We start from the raw sequence: 21,508 nt of genomic DNA, 5'->3' as shown, positions 1-21,508 counted from the left end.
ATCTTTGACAATAATAGCAAAAGTAAAATAATTGCTATAATAAATTAATCAAACGTTTAGTTAACTTTTGCATATCAGTCATATCAAGGGATTCAGCGTTTTAATCAAATGGTTGATTAGTTTTTGCGGACCAATTACACCAAGCGCCACAGTCATTTAATCAAATGGTTGATTAGTTTTGCAGACCAGTCATGCCAAGCGATACAGCCATTTATTCAAATGTTTGATTAGTTTTTTCAGACCAGCCCTGCCACGGACACAGCCATTTAATCAATCGTTTGATTTAAAACAAATCTTCTTTTCATGGTTATAGGGGCATGTTTTCTCACGTACCTTTTTTGTGTTATCTTAAAAAATATAATGCTATAAGTGTTTTATAAAGGATGTGTAAATTCAATGGATTTTTCAAATAAAACCGTGGTCATAACAGGGGCCGGAAATGGAATTGGAAAAGGAATTGCTTTGCATTATGGAGAAAAAGGGGCCAATGTCGTCTTAGCTGATATAGACGAAAAAGCGGGTACTAAGATAGCTAGTATGATTAGGGAACAGTGCGGAGAAGCACTTTTCGTAAAAACAGATGTAAGACAGGAATCAGATATAATTCGGTTAATGGAAGCAGCCAATCAAACATACGGTCAGATTGATATTTTAATCAATAATGCGGGTAAAGCGTTATTCAAGTCTCCTTATGAAACAACGATTGAAGAATGGGACGATGTGATAAACACAAACTTAAGAAGTGTTTTCTTAGGATCACGTGAAGCTGCAAAATATATGCGGCTTAATAAGGATGGTGGATCGATTGTGAATATTGCCTCCACAAGAGCCATCATGTCTGAGCCTCATTCAGAATCTTATGCTGCCACAAAAGGTGGAATCGTGGCCATTACACATGCGCTTGCAGCCTCATTTAGCGTTGATAAAATTACGGTGAATGCCATTTCCCCCGGTTGGATCGAAACAGGAGATTATGCAAAATTAAGCAACCTGGATCATGAACAGCATCTATCAAAGCGAGTCGGGAAACCAGAGGATATTGCACGAGCTTGTTCATATTTAACTTCTAGAGAAAATAACTTTGTTACAGGCATTAACCTTGTTGTAGATGGCGGCATGACGCGGAAAATGATTTATGAGGAGTAGGGAATCCTACTAGGTTCTGTTATTAAAACAAACGTTTAATTAATCTTTTCATTCCAGTCATCCCAACGGTTTCAGCGAATTAATTAAACGTTTGGTTAGTTTTTTTATACCAGCCCTTCCAATCTTTCCTGCTATTTAACCAAACGATTGTTTAACTTTTTCATGATAGTCATAGCAGGAACCATGATAAATTAATCAAACGATAGTTCAGCCTTTTCTTGACAGTCATACCAACGATTACATCGTTTTAATCAAACGTTTGATTAGTTATTTAAGATAGATTAAGTACTCCTCACATACACTTTTTTAGTACCGAAGGAATCTACCAGCTCCAGAGATTGTGGGATTTCTTTCTCATCCAAATTTAAAGTATATGTATCATGAATAAAATCGCTTTTATAGACGACTGTTTCTGGTTTCACATCAATTGGGAACAATCTGAACTTATATGGTACACCGTACATTTTTGGAACGACAGCATATAGTTCTTTTTCAAAATGAATAGACAAGGTCTCTTCCCCGTTCAAATATGTTCCGACAAGGTTTTCGCCCACTATTTCTAACGGGTTAAACTGCTGAAAGCCATCAACCTCTTTGTCAAAAACAATCCGTATAAGGTCGCTGCTAATTTGTGTCACCGGAGTAATGTTGATATTACTTAATACAATCACAACTAGTTCCTCATCTGGATAAACCACTAGATGATTGACGAAGCCATTGATATCACCGAAATGACTGACTTCCTTTTGGGCACCGTCCTCGATGAACCAGCCAAAACCATACCCATTTATGCTAGTAAACATTTGATTTTGTAATTCTTTATCTATTAAAGAATTGCTTATTAGTGCCTGACACCAACGATATAGGTCCTCTACAGTTGAATACATTCCGTAAGCGCCCAGCGGAAATGACATGTCGATGTGCTCTGTATGGATGACTTTTTCCCAAACTGTGTGGCCTTGTGCCAGTGATTTAATGATTGATCGTCCATTATCAACACCAGTGTTTGCTAAACCTAGTTCATCGAAAATTTCTTTTTGAAGAAAATCGGTAAAAGCCATCCCTGATTCTTTTTCAATAATGGCAGTTAATAATATATAACCGGAGTTGCTGTAATTCATATCAGTGCCGAGGTCAAATTCCAGTGGCATCTTCTTAAACGATTCAATGACCTCATCCAGATTGGCCGGCATTCTCATCGTTTTTGTCCAATAATCCGGTGTAGAGGTAAAGTTGGCGATTCCTGATGAATGATTCAATAAATGGCGGACTGTTATAATTGAGCCATGTGGATAATCCGGAAAAATCGTATCAATAGAATCATCCAGATTCAAAGCACCCTTAGCATGAAGTTTCAAAACCGCCATCGCGGTGAATGCTTTCGTTAAGGAGCCAATGCGAAATTTTGTGGCAGGAATGTTAGGAATATCATACTGAAAAGACGATAATCCATACCCCTTCTTTAACACAACTTCCCCTTTGTGTCCTACAAGTACCGCCCCGTTAAAATAGTTGTGGGCGGCCAGTGAATCCATGTATTCATTAAGTAAGCTGATTTTAGTTTTCATTTTTCCACCTACAATTTGGATTTAGTGGCTTCAAGTAACTTCTTTAATGTTGAATTGATATTTTGTAAGCTTAATAGAATGAACCCAAGCATAACAAAGGTAACAATCTCACCTGTAAAAACCGAGACAATACCCAATATTACCGCATACACACCGTACAACCAGCTATTCATATCGTTTATCCCTCTCAATCATGATTATTTCGTCAGTCCGCCCTCAAAAAGAATACTCATTATCCATTTTAACACAATCTTCCATATCATTTTTCAAAGAAATTGCGAGCTGTCACCTCACTTCCTTGTTAATCTATAAATATAAAGGGCACCCTCGTTAAATAAGAAGGTGCCCTTTTCGTCCTCGCATTCTTTATTATCTCTATTTAATCCCTTACATCGCTCTCACTTTTAGTGAGTTTTCAATAATCAAGTCAAGCAATTCACTATAAGGGATCCCGGCTGATTCAGCACTTTTTGGCAGCAGGCTATTCTTCGTCATTCCAGGTAATGAATTAACCTCCATGACATAGGGAATACCGTTTTTAATCATCATGTCGATTCGGGCATAAACACTGCATTTCAGTGATTTATAGCAGGTCATTGCAGCAAAAGCAACTTTGTCATGTGTTTCAGGCGGGAGTTGGATCACCTCTTCAATCGTAGTCACATCATTATATTTGGACGTATAATCAAAAAACTCTCCTTTATGTCGAATGGAAACAATGGGTAAGAGCTCTCCATCTAATATAGAACAAGTGATTTCTTCACCATTTACATACTTTTCAATGATTACTTCAGCATCCCATTTGAATACTTCAGCAATTGAAGACTTTATCGTGTCTTGATTATAAACAATTTTTACTCCTACACTTGACCCGCCCGAATTAGGTTTCACCACTACTGGGTAACCCATCTTGTCAATTTCATCCAAATCAAGTTCTTCTATATTGGTTAGGTGAACCCAATCCGGTGTTTGGACTCCTTCATAACGGATGATTTTTTTTGAGATATTCTTATCCATGCATAAGCTGCTAGACAGTACCCCGCTCCCTGTATAAGGAATACCAAGGGTCTCAAGGGTACCTTGAATGGTGCCGTCTTCACCGTACTTCCCATGAAGTGCAAGTAGTGCAACATTGAGATTTTTGACCTTATCTGCCAAATCTTCTTTGTTATCTATTTGGATTGGTACAACTTCATATTTATTTTTATTTAAATTCGCAATCATTTCCTCACCTGTCATGAGCGAAACTTGTTTTTCGGAGGAAACGCCTCCCATAATTACGCCAACTTTCATTTTCTTAGCCTCCAAAATCAATTCTTAATGTGTCACCTATGATTTTGATTCCCTGAGTGATCTCTCTTTCCTTCAGCCTGGAAAATCCTAACCGTAATGTGTCCTTTCCACTATCGTCCGTGTAAAAGACATCACCTGGCAAAAAAACAACACCCTTTTGATAGCATTTTTCTAAAAGACTTCGTGAATCGATATTATTTTCTAGTTCTAAAAAAAGATGAAGTCCGCCGTCCCCAGTCATTCGTTTATAAGGAATGGCTTGTTGGCAAGTATGAACAGCTAATTCATATTTTTTCTTATAAACTGATTTAGCTTTTTTTAGATATTTCTCAAAGCAGCCGTCATTTAAATATTGGAATAACACTGCTTGATCTAAGGTAGACGTATGAATAGTACGAGCTCTTTTCATACTTTCCAAGTAATAAATCAAATCCTTGTCTGCTAAAATCCATCCAACTCGTATGCCGGGAAAAAGAATCTTAGAGAAGCTGCTAATATAAATTACATTGTTACCGGCTCCTGCAAAGGCAGCCAACGGCGCCAGATGTGATCCTGAATACCGTAATTCTTCGTTAAATCCATCTTCAACGATAGGTAGTTGATAGGCAGAAAAGAGCTCCATAATCTCCTTCCTTTTCTCTGAGGACGTAACGATTCCAGTTGGATTATGATAAGACGGGATTAAGTAGGCAAAATCGTATTCCTTTTTTGATAAAAGCGATTCAAGCTTAGAAACATCGATTCCATCATCATCCATATCAATACCTTCGATTTCAAAGCCATGTAATCGAAATAGCTTTATCGCCGTATGATGGGTTGGATTTTCACAAATGATACGTCCGTTCTTTTTATGAATAGAGGATAATAGGAGATCTAAACCTTCCGTGAATCCATTGGTAATCAAGATATCTTTATTTCTAATGTCAATACCTTTAATCTCCATATAATGAAGCAAGTATTCGATCAGTGGTTTATAGCCTTTGGCATAACCATAGTTAAGAACGATATTTCCTTCAATGGCCATCCGATTTAAGAAGGCTCTTTTAAAATTCTCTACATCAAATAGCTTTTCATCGGGGGCGATACTATTAAAGGAGATCATATCATGATTCCAGCGTACTCCATGCTTCATTAGGTCCAATTCATCTGCCAAATACGTTTGCTCATTGATTTTTTCTGTCCAATTTAATTGGATCGATGCAGATTTCATGGTCTCCACATGACTGACAAAGTTTCCTTTTCCTTTTACCGCGTAGATAAGGCCCTCCTGTTCCAAATCGGCATAAGCTGTTAGAACGGTATTTCGACTTATCGATAGGAACGAACTGAGTTCACGAGTGGATGGAAGCTTTTGATTCTCTAGCAAATGCCCGTTAGTAATCATTCTTTTCAAATATTCTTTCAGTTGAATATAGACAGGACGGCCTTCTATAAGCTTAAAATCGTTAAACACTGCTTTTATCCCCTTTCCAACATTTTTACACGTTCGGAATGATTCCAAAAGGTCCACACTATATGTAATTTTACGGTCTTGTGGTATGGTGCTGCAAACAATGATATTCTTTAGATAATGAAAAATCATCAATCTCATAATTGATGGAAAGATAAATTTGTAAAGAAGCAGTGGGCTTCATATATTTTTACGCAACAGGGTCACTCCAAAATGACGGCACTATTTATTTTAAGAATGCTTTGACATCTATTCATACGTTTGTTACAATAAATCCCAATAAAAGCATACAAATTCGTTGATGAGAAAAAGTAGCGTTTCGTCTTGATCCACAGAGAGCTGACATTTTGGTGCAAGTCAGTGTTTGAGTGTTACGTGAAAATCCTCTCTGAGAAGTTAGGCTGAAACCTATAGTAAGTCTAACCGGGCGTCTACCGTTAAAAGGAACACGTATGATTGTACGTTGCTAAGTGCTATTGATCGGATCAATAGAATTAGGGTGGTATCGCGGTTAACCCCGTCCCTTTCAAGGGACGGGGTTTTTTGTATGTTTTTTAGCCATTTTTGAAAAGGAGCGATATCGATGAATGCAAATGAAAGGAAGGAATCCGTTGGACAGCGTGAGGAGCAAATCCGTAACTATTGGACAGCAGAAAATACCTTTAAAAAATCCGTTCAGTTAAGAGCAGGTAAGACACCTTTTGTTTTTTATGAAGGACCACCAACTGCAAATGGTCTCCCCCATGTAGGCCATGCCTTTGGGCGAACGATTAAAGATGTGGTAGCACGATACAAAACGATGCAGGGCTTTCAAGTGGAACGAAAGGCTGGCTGGGATACACATGGTCTGCCAGTCGAGCTTGGTGTTGAAAAACAGCTAGGAATCTCAGGGAAACAAGAGATAGAACGTTATGGTGTCGAGCCTTTTATCAATAAATGCAAAGAAAGTGTATTCACCTACGAGCAGAAATGGCGCTCTTTTACAGAAGAATTAGGTTATTGGGTAGATATGGATAGTCCTTATATGACGTTAAGCAATGAGTACATCGAGACTGTATGGCATATTTTAAGCAACGTTCACAAAGATGGCCTGTTGTATAAAGGTCATCGCGTATCGCCTTACTGCCCTAGCTGTCAAACTTCGTTAAGTTCGCACGAGGTCGCACAAGGCTATAAAGATGTGAAGGATTTATCGGCTACAGTAAAATTTAAACGGCTTGATGCGAACGAGGAATATTTCTTAGGTTGGACGACAACGCCTTGGACCTTACCGGCAAACGTTGCCCTCGCGATGAATCCAACCTTAACCTATGTTCGTGCCCTAAAAGAAAATGTCGTTTATATCGTTGCTAAATCATTAGCAGAAAAAGTCCTTGGAGAGCATGTCATAGTGTTAAGTGAACATAGCGGCAGTGATTTTGCAGGCGTACAGTATGCCGCGCCATTTAATTATGTTGCTGTGGAGAAAGGACATCATGTCGTATTAGCAGATTACGTCACTGAAGCTAATGGAACAGGTATTGTCCACATTGCCCCAGCCTACGGAGAAGATGATTATAAAACCGTTCAGCAAAATGGTTTATCATTTATTAATGTAGTAGATCAACAAGGCCGTTACACAGCAGACGTTGTCGAGCTTGCCGGTAGATTTGTGAAGGACTGTGATGTGGACATCATTAAAATGCTTTCCGAACAAGGCACACTTTTTCATAAAGAAAAATATGAGCACAGCTACCCTCATTGCTGGAGATGTGACTCGCCGTTACTTTACTACGCAACAGATAGCTGGTTTATCAGGATGTCGGCATTAAAGGAGCAGATGCTTGCGAACAATGCAGCTGTTACGTGGTATCCAGACCATATAAAAGAAGGACGTTTTGGTCATTTTCTTGAAAATCTCGTTGATTGGAATATTAGCAGAAATCGCTACTGGGGTACACCATTAAATGTTTGGGTATGTTCTGATTGTCAGCATGAAGTGTCCCCTAGCAGTATCGAGGAACTTCAAAAACTAGCGGCAACGCCAGTACCAAATGATATCGAACTGCATAAGCCCTATATTGATGAGGTAAAGTGTACCTGCCCGAAATGTAAAGGCACCATGCAACGAACACCTGAAGTCATTGATGTGTGGTTTGATAGTGGCTCAATGCCATTTGCACAGTATCACTATCCATTTGGCAATAAAGAAAAATTCCAATCACAATTTCCTGCCGATGTCGTCATTGAAGGAATTGACCAGACAAGAGGATTTTTCTACAGCCTGCTCGCTGTTTCCACCCTCTTCACAGGAAAAGCGCCATATAAAAACGTCTTGTCACTTGGTCACGTACTTGATGAGCATGGTCAAAAAATGTCTAAAAGCAAAGGCAATGCATTAGATCCTGTTGAACTCATCAGGGAATACGGTGCGGATGCACTTCGCTGGGCCTTCTTAGTCGATAGCTCGCCATGGAATCCAAAACGCTTTTCGAAAAAAATCGCCCAAGATGCAAAATCAAAATTGGTGGATACGCTAGACAATACGTACAAGTTTTATGCCATGTACGCAAAAATAGATGGTTTTGTCTATGATCAAAAGCAGACTGGTACGAAAACAATCTTAGATAAATGGATTCTCTCACGACTAAATAGTACAGTTAAGCTCGTAGTGAGCTATATGGAACGTTATCAATTTACGCAGGCAACACGTGAGATTGCAGCATTAGTTGAAGAATTAAGTAATTGGTACGTACGACGATCAAGAAACCGATTTTGGGCTTCCGGACTTTCAGAAGATAAACGAGCTGCGTATTCAACACTATTTGAAACACTCACGACAATCAGTCGTTTGTTGGCTCCATTTGTACCATATGTGGCAGAGGATATCCATTTAAAGCTGCATCAAGAAAGTGTTCACTTACAGGACTACCCAAAAGCTGATGATTCTATGATTCATCCTGATTTAGAGGCGGACATGCAAACAATCCTGAAAATCGTGGAGCTCGGTCGTAGTATTCGCAATACGACAAACATGAAGGTGAAGCATCCTTTACAGCAAATGATTGTATGGCAGCAAGAAGGAAGCCGTCTTTTATATGCCTACGAAAATGTCATTAAAGATGAGCTAAATGTTAAAGAGGTCGTTTTTACAGAAGATTTATCTCAATATGAATCGATTGTTTTTAAATTAAATTTTAAAACAGCAGGTTCAGCATTCGGTAAGCTGGTAAACGCGGTCAAGGGCTACGTCGAACAAATGCCAGATCGTGAGAAAAAATCTTTATTAGACAATGGTCAACTTGAAATCGATGTTAACGGACAAACGGTAACATTACTGAATGAACATATTAATGTCGAATATATTGTTTCATCTGGATTTGAGATGGCGGGCGATCAGCAGTTAAAGGTATTGTTAGATGTAAAACTCACACCTCAATTAGTGGACGAAGGCCAAGTTCGAGAACTAATCAGAGCGATTCAAGATAAACGTAAAAAATTAGATCTACCTGTTGAGAAGTATATATCGGTCGATATTTCAGCAACGGATAATGGTAAAAAAATCATTCAACACTTTGATGGGCTGATAAAGGAGAATGTACTTGTCCACCAGATTAGCTTTGATATGCTAAATGGCTCCGAACAGTTAATTGAAGTAAAATTCGGAGACGAGATAGTAAAGGTCTCATTGAGGTATTAGTTTATGTCATAAAAAAAGTGGCACTGTAAACAGTAATATTTTTTTAACTGTTTGCAGTGCTTTTTTAACTCAAATAGGATAACGAAGTACCTCATTAGGCACGTCTTCATGGGCTCCAGTAATATAATTTATCGTTTGATTAGTTTTGGTACGCTAGTCATACCAACGCTCCTAGCGTTTTAATCAATCGTTTGATTAGATTTTACAATCTGGACATTTCATAAACTCCAGAGGTCTAACCAATTATTTCGCTTTCAGCGCTTAGATGCATCAACCAAATGATTATATTCTTCTTCAATCAGCTGAATATCTAAGCGATCAAACAACGGTGAAACGGATACTACTTTACAAGGCAGTTGTGTTTGCTCATGCCATTCAACCGTTGAAATGCCTAACATTTTTCGAATTCTCTCTGAGGAAAAGGGCAAAAATGGCTGCAGTACTTGGGCTAAATTACAAATAATATACGTACACGTTGCTAAGGTAACATCGCCTTTAATAGGATTATCCTTTACTTGAATCCAAGGTTGTTGTTCATCAAAATACCGGTTCGCACTACGAATATATTGAAAAACCCCTTCTAAGGCCTGTTTAAAATGCCCCTTTTCAATTAAGTCTCCTGTAGTGTTGAAAAGTTCGATTGTATTTTTCTTAATCTCCATATCTACTTCAACTTGCGGTATGTTACCACCAAACGATTTTTCAATAAACTTTAATGTGCGATTAACAAAATTCCCAAAGGCCCCAAGCAGCTCACCGTTGTGGCTATAAATAAATTCACGCCATGAGAAATCGGTATCGCGATTTTCTGGAGCATTGATGGTTAAGAAGTAGCGAATGGAATCGGGATCATATTTGCTTAAAAGATACGGAATCCAGACTGCCCAATTTTGGCTCGTTGATAACTTCCTTTTCTCCAATGTTAAGTATTCATTCGAAATAATATGCGTCGGTAAAGCCTTGCTCTTAATACCCATTAAGATAGCGGGCCAAATAACCGTATGGAATGGGATATTATCCTTTCCATGGACATAATAAGAGATTGTATCTTCGTTCCATAACTGGGCAATACTTCCACCATTTTGTTTAGCCCATTCTAAACTGGCCGTTAAATATCCAGCAACCGCTTCAATCCAGACATAAATTTTCTTCCCCTCAAATCCGTCAACAGGAACATCTACACCATTAGGTAAATCCCGTGTAACAGCTCGATCTGGAACTCCTTCTTGCAGATATCTTTTCGTTAACGCCACAGCATTTTCCCGCCATCGACGATCCTCATCCGCTTTGTTGACGAAGTCCTCTAACTCCTTTTGAAATTGACTAAAGGCAAAATAATAATGCTCCGTTTCCTTAATAACTGGCTCATTCCCGCAAATTTTACATCGTTTTTCAAGTAAATCAAGGGGATCAAGTATCTTTGAGCAATTATCACATTGATCACCTCTCGCTTTTGCCCCACAATTAGGACATATCCCCTCTACAAATCTATCCGGTAAAAACTGCTTGTCATGCTCACAATACGCTTGTTCAATCTTTTTCGGATATAAATAGCCATTTTCCAATAGTGTTAAAAAGATAGTTTGAACGGATTCATGATGATGTTTGGCATCCGTTCTTGTGTAAAGGTCGTAGGTGAAACCCAATTTCCTAAAACACTCAGAAAACTCCTCATGATACCGGTTAGCGATAATCTCTGTTGTTGTATGTTCTTGATTTGCCCGAATCGAGATCGGTGTGCCGTTACAATCACTTCCTGAAACGTAAAGGACTTTTTCTCCCTTTTGTCTGTAATACCTTGCTAAAATATCGCCTGGCAGCAGTGCCGCAATATGACCTAGATGTAACGAGCCATTTGCATAGGGCCATGCCCCTCCGATAACGATTGTCATTTTGGTTTCCTCCCAAAAATAAAATAAAAAAAACGCCCTAATCATTACGATTAGGACGAGATTACCCGTGTTACCACCTACATTTACAAATAGCTCACACTATTTGCCTCCATCAGTACGTCTTTTTAAAGAGATACTGTCGCTGTTATAACGGGTGCCATTCCCGTCGCAGCCTACTAGCCAAAGCGTTCGGTACGAAGCTCAAAGGTCATTTTCAAAAGGGTTTATTTACTTCCTTTCCACCATCAGAAGCTCTCTATCAAACACTGCCCAATTTACTTTTCCTTATCAAAGCCTTTAATTTCCAGAATATATGAATAATTATATTATTTTTCACAGAATTAGCAAGTGTATCTTCACTCAAAATATAAAATTTCAAACTTTGCGTTATAATAGGAAGGTTTACTTTTTAAAAAAAACACCTCCCAAATTAAGAAGATTGACGTTTTTCATTTTATTATTTTTATATTTCCTCGTTGAATCTTTTTCCGTATAGAGTTGATCATAAGGAATTTAACTACCCGTCTTGTTGGCGGGAATAGCATTAAAAAGCCGCTAATGTCTGTAATGAAGCCCGGTAGCAACAGGAATATTCCGCCAACTAATATGCATATTCCATCTAATACCGCTTCACCTGGAATATGACCATTTCTCAGCTGCTCCTGGGCCTTCCGAATCGTTTGCAGGCCTTCTCTTTTTGCTAAATATGCGCCAATTACACCAGTCAAAATAATGAGTAGGATTGTTGGCCATGCTCCAATTGTTTTTCCGGATAAAAGGAGTAAGCCGATTTCTGCTGCTGGAATAGCAATAATCAAGATCAATAAATATCGCATAGAGGGGTCTCCTTCTAATCGGTATAACTTCATTATACAGGTATAACCAGTTAATTGACAATTCCTTGTTTAAAGTGCCTTCTAGATTATGCGATACAGCTCATCAAGTTTTTGAATTTCATAAGTTGGAACAATTTCAGTATCATTTGGTACTTTATTGGGATTAAACCAACAGGTATCTAGCCCTGCAAGCTGCCCGCCTTTAATATCCGAGCTTAAAGAATCTCCAATAATTAATGTTTGTTCCGCGGAAAAGTGAGGAATTCGGCCAAAGACATAATCAAAAAATTCCTTCATAGGCTTTTGGAATCCCGTGTCCTCGGATACAAAAATACCTTTAAAAATTGGATGCAGCCCTGATGCACGCAAGCGTTTATCCTGGGTCTTCGAAACTCCATTGGTAACAATATATAATTCATATTGATGTTGTAGGTCTTTAATCAGTTCGAATGCTCCACTAATTAGCTGATGCCCTTCTTCTAAATAGCCGCGATAGCTTTTTTCCAATAATACACCATCAACGTTTTGACCGTATTCCTTAAACAAAAGGGAAAAACGCGTATTCACTACCACATCACGATCCATTTTTCCTTCCTCAAAGGACTTCCAGAGACCATGATTGATTTTTTTATAATGGAATTCCATATCAGTAGTAAAGGTCATGCCATGTTCCTCGAAAAGCAAGCTCAGCGCAGCTTTTTCTGCTGCAGCAAAATCCAATAATGTATCATCGACATCAAATAATAAAGTCCGATATTTTCTCATGATGATCTCCCCATCTTCTGCTTTTGTTTTTCAGTGTGAAACCAAGGGAACAATCCTACATCATCTTTGCCGGCCCGAGTTTCTCACTTCTTCCACCAATTTTAAAAACAACAATACCCCCGACTATTACCAGCACACCAATTAATTGCTTAAAAGTAAACGGCACCTTATCAACCCCCAGCCAGCCTAGTGAGTCCCACAATAAGGCAAACCCCAGCTGTGATGTCAAAATAATAGAGATCGCATAGGTTGGACCCAGATGCCTCATTCCTTGCACCACACACGTTACCACTCCTACTCCGATTATACCGATGCCCCAATGCCACGGCTTCATATTTTCCAAGATAAATAGATGTTTGCCTTCAAAAAGTAAGCCGAAAGCCAATGAAGCGAGGAAACCCAAACCTAATACTAATGATGTTGTTATCCAAGTTCCTTCATGTTCATTGACCTTACTGTTAAAAATATTTTGCATACTGACAAGAGAACCTGCGATAACCGCGAATATTATCCCTAGAATCATATCTTACCTCTCCCCTATTGTTGCGTAATGCTTTTATTCATAAATACTATGACCCGCAATGGCACTTAATCCTTCCCGGTCCTTAACGAGGATAAATCCTTTATTTCGCTCAATCAGCTCTTCTGTACAGAATTGCGCGATGACCCGATTTAGATGTCGATAGCTGGTCCCAATTAAGTTTGCTGCATCTTTTATTTTAATGCTTTGTTTTCCCTTAAGGAGGGAATCGGATTCATCAGAGGAGGCCGACAAAAGATAACTAGCCAATCGCACTTCTTTTCATTACCAATTTCTCCTCCAACCAAAAAAAGTGTCACTACCCTAGACTATTCGTCCGCTTAAAATCTTAGGATTACCACACCGGCAATCATCATTCCAATCCCGATAAACTGCGGCCATTTCATCTTCTGTTTCACAACTCCAAACCATCCGTTACTATCTATTAAAAAGGCCAAACACAGTTGGGCTATTAACATAGCGGATACGGTAATGGTCACACCAGTATGTTGAATAGCGAAAACATTACTGAAAATAATGATCGCCCCTAAGGCCCCGCCGGTCAAATATAACGGTTTCACTTGCTTAAACCTTTGCCATTTTCCATCTCGGACAAACAGTAGAATAAACAAGGCCAAAAGGAATCCAGTTAACTGGGTAATCGTTGCCGCCTGCCAAGTACCAATATCTTGACTAATCCTAGTAATAGCTACTCCTTGCAGGGTAATAAATGCCCCTCCTAAAAGTGCAAATACAATCCCTTTCACATTGTCTCCCCCTAGTTTAAATCTTTCTTTTATTAAAAAATAGAACCAGGGGTGTGGAAAGGACATATGTCCTAATTGCAAAAAATGGACAGTCCCCGCCGCTTTAACACGGTGTTGGACTGTCCACTTGCTTCAATTTCTTGGTGCCCAAAGCATGATGGAAACGCCGATTATACAAACAACTGCACCTAACCAATCGTATGTATCTGGTGTTTTCTTATCAACACCCCAGCCCCACAAGACCGAAAGAACAATAAATACTCCACCATATGCCGCATATACTCTACCGAATGAAGGAAATTTTTGAAGAGTGGGGATGATCCCGTAAAGAACCAAAATTACCCCCCCTATGACTCCATACCAGTAAGGCTTCCCTTCACGTAACCAGAGCCAAACTAAGTATCCTCCGCCAATTTCAGCAATTCCTGCAAGTATGAATAAAATTATTACGTAAATCATATTTCACCTTTTCTAATGAATTTTTAGGGTCAGTCCTTCACCGCTTAGGGCGAAAGAAGGACGACTCCGAAATTCATTTTCTTCCTGATTAATAATTTTTAAATGTTTTACGCGTTAAATTGATAAAAGCCTCTAAAGGAGGTGTCATCCATTTGTCCTTATGCCAGGCTATTTGCGTACAGATTGGGGCTGTGGTATTTTTCCATCCTACCTCCTTCATTCTTCCCAATCTCAAATCTGTTTCCACTGCCATCTTAGGTAACAAAGCGATGCCAAGTCCTGCAATCACGCATTGTTTAATTGCTTCAATACTTCCAAATTCTATTTTATTTAATGAGTATACTCCTGCCGAGCTGAAAAAATCTTCGAAAATGGTACGGTAAGAGCAGCCTGTTTCTGTAAGCAAAATGGTTTCATGTTCCAGATCCTCCGGAGCGACCGCTGATTTCTCCAGTAAAGGATGGCTGGATGATGCAACAATAAGTAGTTCTTCCTTGATTAGAGGTTCTATTTTCAGCGAATCACCGGACTTACAAGTATCCATAATAAAAGCCACATCAAGCAGCCCTGATTCTAGATGTTCCCTTGCCATTTCATCAGAATGAGCCGGTTTAAAAACAAGCTTAACCATTGGGAATTGGGATTTAAATTCTCTTAAAATAGGCGGAAGCCGGTAAGTACACTGACTTTCCTGTGCCCCGATCATCAAGGTACCTGTTTGTTCTTCTCCCGCATTGACAATCAACTTTGCTTCCTCACTTAATCGAATCATTTTTTCCGCGTAAGCTTTAAACTGGTGTCCTGCCTCGGTTAAGATTAACCGCTTCCCAAGACGTTCAAACAAAGGTCTTCCTATTTCAGATTCAAGGACTTTTATTTGAGCCGTTACACTTGATTGCGCAAAGTTTAAGAGCTTTGCCGTCTGTGTGAAGTTTAAATTTTCCGCTGCCATTTTAAATGTGATCAGTTGTTTGATTTCCATTCCATCACCTTAATCGTTATTTTCGATTGAATCAATCAAAATAATCGTCTTTATTGATTTATAATATCATTATAAAATATGAATGATTATATTAAAAGATACGTTAAGGAGTGAATTGAATATGACGATTGCTGTTTTATATGGAGGATCCCGCCCGGAAGGAAACTCCGAAACACTAACAAATCAAGTCATTCAAGGATTACAGGCAGAAAAGGTATATCTGCGGGATTATCGGATTCAATCCATTATAGACGGACGCCACGCAGAAGGAGGATTCCATGATGTAGCTGACGATTATAACTCCATTATTGATCGGATTTTGCCACACGACATTCTCATTTTTTCTACCCCTATTTATTGGTATAGCATGTCGGGTGTAATGAAAAATTTTATTGATCGCTGGTCACAAACAATGAGAGATGCAAATTACCCTGATTTCAAAAAGCAACTGGCACAAAAAAAGGCTTATGTAATTTCGGTTGGCGGGGATGATCCATACGTAAAGGGATTGCCAATGATTCAACAATTTCAGCATATCTTTGATTTTATGGGAATCTCATTTGAAGGGTATATAATTGGAGAGGGCAATAAACCTGGGGATATTTTAGATGATAAGAATGCTTTATATGCAGCTGCTCAATTACAAAAAAAATTAAAAGATTCTTACTAATGTTCAGTCCCCCGCTGCATTAACACAACGGGGGACTGAACCATGTTTCTATTATTCAACTTTAATTTCATTTCTTCGTCCAAATAGCTAATAATAAATCCTAAAGTCTTTATTAAAAATCGTATTCTGCTTCTTTTGCTTCGCGAATACGCTTATATGTGTCCGTTAATACAGCTGTATCATCGACCAAACGCTCGATTCTGAATAGCACATCATCATTGGTAATTTCTTTTCGATAAAAATCCTTTTCTTCGATAAAAACATACGTCTGAACGATTTGTGCTTTCATATAAGCCAAAATCGGTTTTAATTGTTGTTCTACCATTAAATAATGCTTTGGTGTCCCAGCCGTCACAAGCATACTGACAACTTTATCGCGAAATGCATTTACTGGGAGTAAATCAAATATATTCTTCAATGTACCTGGGATTGATGCTTGGAACACGGGTGTGCCAATAATGATGGCATCTGCTGCCATGATCGTTTCTGTCACATACTTTGTGTCGCCCTCATATTCCCAGTAATTCCGCCCATCGCTAAACTCAACATCGAATTCTGCAAGATCAATCAGGGTAAGTTCTGCCTCTGGATATTTTTCACTCATTGATTTGAATGTGTAGTTCATTGCAGTTCTCGTTTTAGAACCAACCTTTGAACCTGATAATCCGACTATTTTCATTCTATGTCCCTCCTATTTCCTTGCTGTAAATTTTCTTACCGCAGGTAAAATTTCTGTTGCAATCAATTCGATGTTTTTCGCAATTTTATCGAATGGCACGCCGCCAAAGTCAATTTGGGCCATGAATCTCTGTTGACCGTATAGTTCATATTGATAGTGCATTTTTTCAATTATTTGCTGCGGGCTGCCAATCATTAACGCATCACGATAGTCTGTTGCCTGTGCGAATTGCTGCTTTGGATAGCCGCCGCCTCTTAACGCCTGCATGCCTAAATTCAGATGTGGATAATATTCTCGAAGGGCATCCTGGGAATTTTCTGCCGTATAAAATAAGCTTGTTGTCGCAATTGGCAATGCCGCTGGGTCAAAACCGCTTCGCTCTAGTGCCTCACGATATGCCTCTACAGATCCTTTAAAATTTATTGCTGGGCCGCCAAGGGTTGTCAGCATCATCGGTACACCAGAATGCCCCGCTTTTATGGCACTTGCAGGCGGGCCGCCTACAGCACGCCAAATCGGCATGTGGCCATTTTGAGGTTGTGGAAGAATGGACGCATTTTCCAGTGGTGCCCGGAATTGACCTTCCCATGTTACCTTTTCTTCGGCATTTAACTTCAGCAGAAGTTCCAATTTTTCTTCAAATAATTCTTCATAATCGCGTACATCATAACCGAGCAAGCTATAGGCCCCAACGCGTGAGCCACGGCCAGCAACAATTTCAGCCCGACCGTTTGAGATTAAATCGAGTGTCGCAAAATCTTCATACACACGAACGGGGTCTGACGTACTTAACACCGTTGCCGAGCTGGCAATTTTAATCTTTTTTGTCGCTTGGGCAATCGCACCTAAAATGACCGTATGTGCTTGGGTGGTAAAATACGCTTGGTGACTTTCACCGACAGCAAATACATCTAGGCCTGCCTCATCTGCCAGCTTACTTGCCTCAATTAATTCCTTGATACGTTGTTCGGCACTAATCCGACTTCCTGTAAAAGGATTTGGTGTATGATCACCAATCGAATATAAACCGAATTCCAATCCTTTGCTTGGATCAATGCGATATTGTTTCATGGCTACTCTCTCTCCTTAATCAAGTGGTTTTAAATTTGCTTCAATTTCTGTCCGTTTTTCTTCTAAAAATGGTGGTAAATCTAATTTTCCCCCTAACGCTTCCACTGTTGAATCAACTGTAAATCCCGGTCCATCTGTGGCCATTTCAAATAAAATTCCATTTGAATCACGGAAATATAAACTTTGGAAGTAGTAACGGTCGACAATGCCTGATGAATAGAAGCCACGCTTTTTCACCATTTCCTCCCAATGGCGTAACTCATCCTCGTTTTTCACACGAATCGCCAAATGATGAATACTGCCGTGTCCCGGTTTTTCACTCGGACCCTCTTGCTGCTTCAGGACAATTTCACCAAAAGCCTGACCAGAAACAGACTGATAAACGGCCTCTTTTTCTGAACGGGTCACTTCTACGTAGCCCAGCATATCCTTTAACGTTTTCGCCGTACGTTCCAAATAGCGGACGGTTATTTCCACAGTCCCCATCCCTAAAATACGATGCTTTTGTTCGACGAGGGAGTCTTCCCATGCCAACCAATGCTCTGGTATTTTTTCACCATTATTATTTAATAACATAAGGCGTAACCCTTCGGTATCCTTAAATGGAAGTGCTGCCCGTCCTGCATATGTTGTAATTTCACCGTGTTTAACATCTAAAAGCTCAAAGCGCCTTTTCCAATATTCCAGACTTTCAAATGATGGGACAAATAGGCCGATTTGGGTAATGGCATTAGTTCCGCGAACAGTTCTGCCAACGATTGGCATTTCAAAGAAGGATAGCTCTGTGCCTGCACTACCGGTTAAATCTCCATAAAATAAGTGATACATCGAAGGATTATCTTGGTTAACGGTCTTTTTCACACGTCGTAACCCTAATACTTTTTGATAGAATCGATTATTCATTTGCGCGTTTTTTGTAATCATCGAAATATGATGATGTCCTGGAATGGTATACATTGTGGTTCCTCCTTTTTAACTTGACTAATCAAGTGATGATGTAAAAAAAATTACTCCTGTCGTAATTCTTTTTTTTGACTATGTTTATGGACACGTGTCATTAGCGTGTACAATGTTTTTATTTCATCTTTGTTTAAGACCTCGTCAAAAAATGACGTTTGAAACGCAAGTTGAACAGGGAAGGCCTTTTCTAAAATTACTTCACCCTTCTCCGTTAAGCTAATCGTTTTCGTTTTCCAATTTTGCTTGCGGACAATATAGCCTTCCTTCTCAAGCCGGGCAACCATACGAGAAATACCACCTTGCGTGACTGTTACTTTTTCAGCTAACTCCGTTTGCGTGAGCGGCTGATATACATGAATTTGCATGAGCACATCAAATTGTGCTGTGGTTAAATTAAATGGCTTTAAAGAATCATTCGACAACTGGTTACTGAGGTTTGTAAAACGTACTAGACGTAACCAAATTAGCGACCCTAGCGTATTATTACGCATATCGTTTCCCTCCCCTTCGCTAACCTCAATATCACTTTACCACTCAAGTGAAAATAAATCAAGGTAAATATCTCGAATCTGAGATAAACTTACTTCGATGCGCTTCTTTATAGCACTTTAATGTGTTACTTCCATATACTCATAACGGGTTCGACCGTCTTACTTTCCCCTGCATGCGCTAAACCGTAAAGATCCTCGAGGGTCCTTAAAAGATTATAGTGATTTAACTTTTCATCAAATTGGCCCATCTTTACCATGGGTCCGACAAAAAAGGTCGCAATTTTGTTATCTTGTGAAAAATCGTCTTCGTCCCAGGTCACAATTAATAAACTGTTATGATTTTTCGCCCATTGGACATAAGGATCGATCTGTTCCTTCAGCCAATCGTCCGCTTCCTTTATCGTTCCATCATGCATGTCATTCCGAAGATTCGGTATGACAAATGAAACCGTTGGCAGTTTGGTAAAATCCTTTGGAAAGTTTGTCAATGGCTGATTTACTTCTTTCGGTACATTGGTAAAGTTTACCCAAGGATTATGCTTACGGGCATAACCTCCGGGACCAGTTGATGCCCCGTTAAAGCCAGTGGAAGGCAGGTCTTCGGAATAGCCAACAAATGAGTAATTTTTAGCAATCAGTTCACTTGCTAAATTATCTGTAGAAAAATTTGTTTTTGGTACTTTATCATTTGTAACACCTTGGTTTGACCCGGAGAACAAGTCCAAATAATTAGGCTGACTTGGGTGCTCAATGGCATGAAAGTTTGTGAAGTTTGCGCCTTGCTTCATTAGTGAATTGATATACGGAGCAGAAGGATTCCCTTCAATCGTTTTTTGAGAGTGATTTTCCTCGACAACAATAACGATATGATCAATTTTTGGAATCTTTCTCACTACAGGAATATTCTTTTCAGCCGGAGCGTGATCCTTAGGCTGACTTGGTGCACAAGCACTTACAATCATTACGACTAATAAAAGATGAAATCCCCATTTTCTAAACACATCAATGCCTTCTTTCTTTTCCGTTCTTAATTTTATTATTAGCAAAAGAACATTAAAAAGACCAGCATCTCTGACAAGTACAATTGTAAATTGTAAAAAGGGATCAGTCCCTTTAATGCAACGGTGGACTGACCCCAAAATTCAATTACTTAAAAACTCAAAGACGTTTGAACAGTCTCAATCGCTTCTTTCTTTGTCAAATGAGTAATCTTAATGCCAAAATAGCCATAAATATTCGCTCGCATTCTCAAGCTCTCGAATAAAGGAAATTTAATAATTTCCATACGAACCTCTACCTTCTTCAACTATAGGTTAATTGTTTGATCCATCCTTTAAGCTTACCTATTCATTACAATAATTATTTCAACGCGTTTTTAATTTGTGCTAGGTGATGTTGACCATGCCAAGCATAAATGCCAATGTTTCGTTCAAGGGTTACTTGCCCAGATACAGGATGATGAAATGTTCGTTTCAATTGCTCAGCAGTTAAGCTTTGCAGTAAATAAGTCCAGCGTTCATGCAAACTATCAATGATTTTAAGAGAAACAGAAATTGGCATAGTAGAATCTGGCAGGTTGGCCCATTCGTCTTGGTTGTATGACTTAATAGTAGGTGCATCTTCCGTTAATGCCAATTTGAATCGAATATAACTATTTGTATGACTATCTGCAATATGATGAATCACTTGACGAATCGTCCAGCCATTTTTTCGATATGGCTGATTTAACTCTTCCTCACTTAATTCACTTACTACTTCGGATAATTGACTTGGAAGCACTCGTATCTCTTCAATCCACTTTGCTACTTGAGCCATAGAAATAATATCTTCACATTCAAATTCACCAATTGGATATCTTTCATTCACCATATGTATACCTCACTTCTCAATATTATCTTCTGTAGTAAAGACATCCATTCTGCTCCTTCTAGTAAATTCTTTTAAAAGTTTAATCATTCTTAACATTGTCCATTAAAAGAATACTCTCTTACCACCTTACAAATCTGTACGTTGTAATTACTGTACCACGTTTCTTTTCCTTTTTGTTGTGCTGCTTGATGTGCCGTATTCTCTTTCCACTTTTGAATCGCTTCTAACGATTCCCAATAAGAAACGGTAATACCATGTCCTTCGTGATCTCTTGCACTCTCAACTTTAATAAATCCAGGTTGTAATCTAGCTAATTCTACCATCTTGTCTGACATCCTTGCATATCCTTTTGAATCGTCCTCTGTTCTTCGAGAAGTAAATATTACTGCATAATAGTGGTTCATCCTGTTC

21 protein-coding genes, 1 pseudogene and 2 other annotated features are annotated in these 21,508 nt (G+C 39.0%); of the genes and pseudogenes, 3 read left to right on the top strand and 19 right to left on the bottom strand.

All coding sequences use genetic code 11. The features are described 5' to 3' along the window. Nucleotides 1-396: 396 nt before the first annotated feature. The gene (locus ACIQXV_RS21435) at nucleotides 397-1,146 is read left to right on the top strand and encodes a glucose 1-dehydrogenase (RefSeq protein ID WP_402961943.1); all 750 of its coding nucleotides are present in this window, start codon (nucleotides 397-399) and stop codon (nucleotides 1,144-1,146) included. 281 nt (nucleotides 1,147-1,427) lie between these two features. On the opposite strand, the gene ACIQXV_RS21430 is transcribed toward ACIQXV_RS21435, so the two are convergent. The 4 genes from ACIQXV_RS21430 to pdxR form a co-directional block, all read right to left on the bottom strand. Further along, nucleotides 1,428-2,714, bottom strand: a complete 1,287-nt coding sequence (locus tag ACIQXV_RS21430) for a serine hydrolase domain-containing protein (protein WP_402961942.1) — start codon at nucleotides 2,712-2,714, stop codon at nucleotides 1,428-1,430. Between the two features lie 8 nt (nucleotides 2,715-2,722). Further along, nucleotides 2,723-2,887: a hypothetical protein gene (locus tag ACIQXV_RS21425; protein ID WP_402961940.1), complete on the bottom strand. Its 165-nt coding sequence runs from the start codon at nucleotides 2,885-2,887 to the stop codon at nucleotides 2,723-2,725. A gap of 214 nt (nucleotides 2,888-3,101) precedes the next feature. After that, nucleotides 3,102-4,007, bottom strand: a complete 906-nt coding sequence (locus tag ACIQXV_RS21420; RefSeq protein WP_402961938.1) for a D-alanine--D-alanine ligase — start codon at nucleotides 4,005-4,007, stop codon at nucleotides 3,102-3,104. 4 nt (nucleotides 4,008-4,011) lie between these two features. Beyond that, nucleotides 4,012-5,460 carry a MocR-like pyridoxine biosynthesis transcription factor PdxR gene (pdxR, locus tag ACIQXV_RS21415; RefSeq protein ID WP_402961937.1) on the bottom strand — a complete coding sequence of 483 codons (1,449 nt, stop codon included), beginning with the start codon at nucleotides 5,458-5,460 and terminating at the stop codon, nucleotides 4,012-4,014. Nucleotides 5,461-5,746: 286 nt separating this feature from the next. After that, nucleotides 5,747-5,985, top strand: a binding site (T-box leader). A gap of 55 nt (nucleotides 5,986-6,040) precedes the next feature. Between pdxR and ileS the strand changes: the two genes are divergently transcribed. Next, the gene (gene ileS, locus ACIQXV_RS21410) at nucleotides 6,041-9,136 is read left to right on the top strand and encodes an isoleucine--tRNA ligase (RefSeq protein ID WP_402961935.1); all 3,096 of its coding nucleotides are present in this window, start codon (nucleotides 6,041-6,043) and stop codon (nucleotides 9,134-9,136) included. 254 nt (nucleotides 9,137-9,390) lie between these two features. Here ileS and metG read toward each other — a convergent pair whose 3' ends face one another. The 8 genes and pseudogenes from metG to ACIQXV_RS21370 all read right to left on the bottom strand — a co-directional run bounded on the left by metG (nucleotide 9,391) and on the right by ACIQXV_RS21370 (nucleotide 15,357). Then, the gene (metG, locus tag ACIQXV_RS21405) at nucleotides 9,391-11,028 is read right to left on the bottom strand and encodes a methionine--tRNA ligase (RefSeq protein ID WP_402961933.1); all 1,638 of its coding nucleotides are present in this window, start codon (nucleotides 11,026-11,028) and stop codon (nucleotides 9,391-9,393) included. 48 nt (nucleotides 11,029-11,076) lie between these two features. After that, nucleotides 11,077-11,329, bottom strand: a binding site (T-box leader). A 148-nt stretch (nucleotides 11,330-11,477) separates the two neighbouring features. Next, the gene (locus ACIQXV_RS21400) at nucleotides 11,478-11,864 is read right to left on the bottom strand and encodes an FxsA family protein (protein ID WP_402961931.1); all 387 of its coding nucleotides are present in this window, start codon (nucleotides 11,862-11,864) and stop codon (nucleotides 11,478-11,480) included. Nucleotides 11,865-11,945: 81 nt separating this feature from the next. Further along, the gene (locus tag ACIQXV_RS21395) at nucleotides 11,946-12,629 is read right to left on the bottom strand and encodes a YjjG family noncanonical pyrimidine nucleotidase (RefSeq protein WP_402961930.1); all 684 of its coding nucleotides are present in this window, start codon (nucleotides 12,627-12,629) and stop codon (nucleotides 11,946-11,948) included. A 55-nt stretch (nucleotides 12,630-12,684) separates the two neighbouring features. Beyond that, nucleotides 12,685-13,152 (bottom strand): DMT family transporter, encoded by a 468-nt coding sequence (locus ACIQXV_RS21390; protein WP_402961928.1) that lies wholly within the window; start codon nucleotides 13,150-13,152, stop codon nucleotides 12,685-12,687. Between the two features lie 33 nt (nucleotides 13,153-13,185). Next, nucleotides 13,186-13,428 (bottom strand): annotated as a pseudogene (locus ACIQXV_RS21385) (helix-turn-helix domain-containing protein); the annotation flags it as partial. 62 nt (nucleotides 13,429-13,490) lie between these two features. After that, nucleotides 13,491-13,916, bottom strand: coding sequence for a DMT family transporter (locus ACIQXV_RS21380; RefSeq protein WP_402961926.1), 426 nt, complete (start codon nucleotides 13,914-13,916; stop codon nucleotides 13,491-13,493). A gap of 132 nt (nucleotides 13,917-14,048) precedes the next feature. After that, entirely contained in the window at nucleotides 14,049-14,375 is a 327-nt protein-coding gene (locus ACIQXV_RS21375; protein WP_402961925.1) for a YnfA family protein, read from the bottom strand. An 88-nt stretch (nucleotides 14,376-14,463) separates the two neighbouring features. After that, nucleotides 14,464-15,357, bottom strand: a complete 894-nt coding sequence (locus ACIQXV_RS21370) for a LysR family transcriptional regulator (RefSeq protein ID WP_402961923.1) — start codon at nucleotides 15,355-15,357, stop codon at nucleotides 14,464-14,466. A 121-nt stretch (nucleotides 15,358-15,478) separates the two neighbouring features. On the opposite strand from ACIQXV_RS21370, the gene ACIQXV_RS21365 reads away from it, so the two are divergent. Next, nucleotides 15,479-16,027: a flavodoxin family protein gene (locus ACIQXV_RS21365; RefSeq protein ID WP_402961921.1), complete on the top strand. Its 549-nt coding sequence runs from the start codon at nucleotides 15,479-15,481 to the stop codon at nucleotides 16,025-16,027. Nucleotides 16,028-16,139: 112 nt separating this feature from the next. Here ACIQXV_RS21365 and ACIQXV_RS21360 read toward each other — a convergent pair whose 3' ends face one another. The 7 genes from ACIQXV_RS21360 to ACIQXV_RS21330 all read right to left on the bottom strand — a co-directional run bounded on the left by ACIQXV_RS21360 (nucleotide 16,140) and on the right by ACIQXV_RS21330 (nucleotide 21,501). Further along, complete coding sequence (locus ACIQXV_RS21360; RefSeq protein ID WP_402961920.1) at nucleotides 16,140-16,706, bottom strand: NADPH-dependent FMN reductase; 567 nt, start codon at nucleotides 16,704-16,706, stop codon at nucleotides 16,140-16,142. Between the two features lie 12 nt (nucleotides 16,707-16,718). Next, nucleotides 16,719-17,777 carry an LLM class flavin-dependent oxidoreductase gene (locus tag ACIQXV_RS21355; RefSeq protein WP_402961918.1) on the bottom strand — a complete coding sequence of 353 codons (1,059 nt, stop codon included), beginning with the start codon at nucleotides 17,775-17,777 and terminating at the stop codon, nucleotides 16,719-16,721. Between the two features lie 15 nt (nucleotides 17,778-17,792). Continuing rightward, on the bottom strand, nucleotides 17,793-18,734 hold the full coding sequence (locus tag ACIQXV_RS21350) for a ring-cleaving dioxygenase (protein ID WP_402961916.1): 942 nt from the start codon (nucleotides 18,732-18,734) through the stop codon (nucleotides 17,793-17,795). A 50-nt stretch (nucleotides 18,735-18,784) separates the two neighbouring features. After that, the gene (locus ACIQXV_RS21345) at nucleotides 18,785-19,228 is read right to left on the bottom strand and encodes a MarR family winged helix-turn-helix transcriptional regulator (RefSeq protein ID WP_402961915.1); all 444 of its coding nucleotides are present in this window, start codon (nucleotides 19,226-19,228) and stop codon (nucleotides 18,785-18,787) included. A 125-nt stretch (nucleotides 19,229-19,353) separates the two neighbouring features. Further along, nucleotides 19,354-20,229 carry an alkaline phosphatase family protein gene (locus ACIQXV_RS21340; RefSeq protein ID WP_402961913.1) on the bottom strand — a complete coding sequence of 292 codons (876 nt, stop codon included), beginning with the start codon at nucleotides 20,227-20,229 and terminating at the stop codon, nucleotides 19,354-19,356. Between the two features lie 358 nt (nucleotides 20,230-20,587). Next, nucleotides 20,588-21,097 (bottom strand): YfiT family bacillithiol transferase, encoded by a 510-nt coding sequence (locus ACIQXV_RS21335; RefSeq protein WP_402961911.1) that lies wholly within the window; start codon nucleotides 21,095-21,097, stop codon nucleotides 20,588-20,590. 89 nt (nucleotides 21,098-21,186) lie between these two features. Next, entirely contained in the window at nucleotides 21,187-21,501 is a 315-nt protein-coding gene (locus ACIQXV_RS21330; protein ID WP_402961910.1) for an antibiotic biosynthesis monooxygenase family protein, read from the bottom strand. Between the last annotated feature and the right edge of the window lie 7 nt (nucleotides 21,502-21,508).

The sequence above is a fragment of the Neobacillus sp. NPDC097160 genome (assembly GCF_044762155.1).
In the GTDB taxonomy this organism is placed as follows: Bacteria; Bacillota; Bacilli; order Bacillales; family Cytobacillaceae; genus Neobacillus.
Note: the sequence above shows the minus strand (reverse complement) of the source record. Positions and strands in the feature narration are given on the sequence as shown.